1 protein-coding gene is annotated in these 693 nt (G+C 44.7%); it reads right to left on the bottom strand.

All coding sequences use genetic code 11. The features are described 5' to 3' along the window. A partial coding sequence (locus R7O13_RS27205; protein WP_318305241.1) for a tetratricopeptide repeat protein occupies positions 1–693 on the bottom strand: 693 nt, incomplete at both ends.

Below are 693 nucleotides of genomic sequence, written 5' to 3'. Positions count from 1 at the left end.
CTCTGCAATGTGGTAGTCAATCAGGCGATAAAAGCCCTTCATGGTTGGATTTTTCAGTAGCTGTTTCGTCAGCAATTCTTGGGCAGCGCCGACGCTTTCATGGTGAGCGACTAACTGAGCCAGCATCAACTCCGCTGACACCCCTGCCTTTTTATCAATACAGGCGCGTAAAAACTCGACCAGTTCATCTTCTTGCCCGAGATGGTGATAGCACTCAGCAATTGTCGGCAAAACATCGCTCACAAAGTCTTTGTCTTGCTCCAATACACCCGTTAGATACTTAATGGTTTGTTTGTAGTCTTCTGATTCCAAGTAAATCCGGCCGAGCGAAATACTTGCTCGAACACATTTTGGATCTTCGGAAAGTGCTTTTTTGAAATGCTGGATAGCTTTATTCGTATTGCCATCAGCTTGGTCTAGCATGGCAATTTCACACCAAAAATGCGCAATATTTGTACGCATACGACTACGCTGATTACCCATTTTAGCTAGCTGATTGGCGTAATGAATCGCTTTTTCCCATTCACGCGTTTGCTGGTAAATAGTGACTAACTGTTGGAGCGCCGCCTCTTTGTAATCGGGCTCTTCAACTAATTGTTCGAAGATTTTTTCAGCTCGGTCTAAAAACCCCGACACCATATAGTCTTTCGCTAACTGCTGCAGGGCTAGGTTTTTCTGATCTAGAGTCAAACC

The sequence above is a fragment of the Vibrio sp. Y176 genome (genome assembly GCF_033438945.1).
Note: the sequence above shows the minus strand (reverse complement) of the source record. Positions and strands in the feature narration are given on the sequence as shown.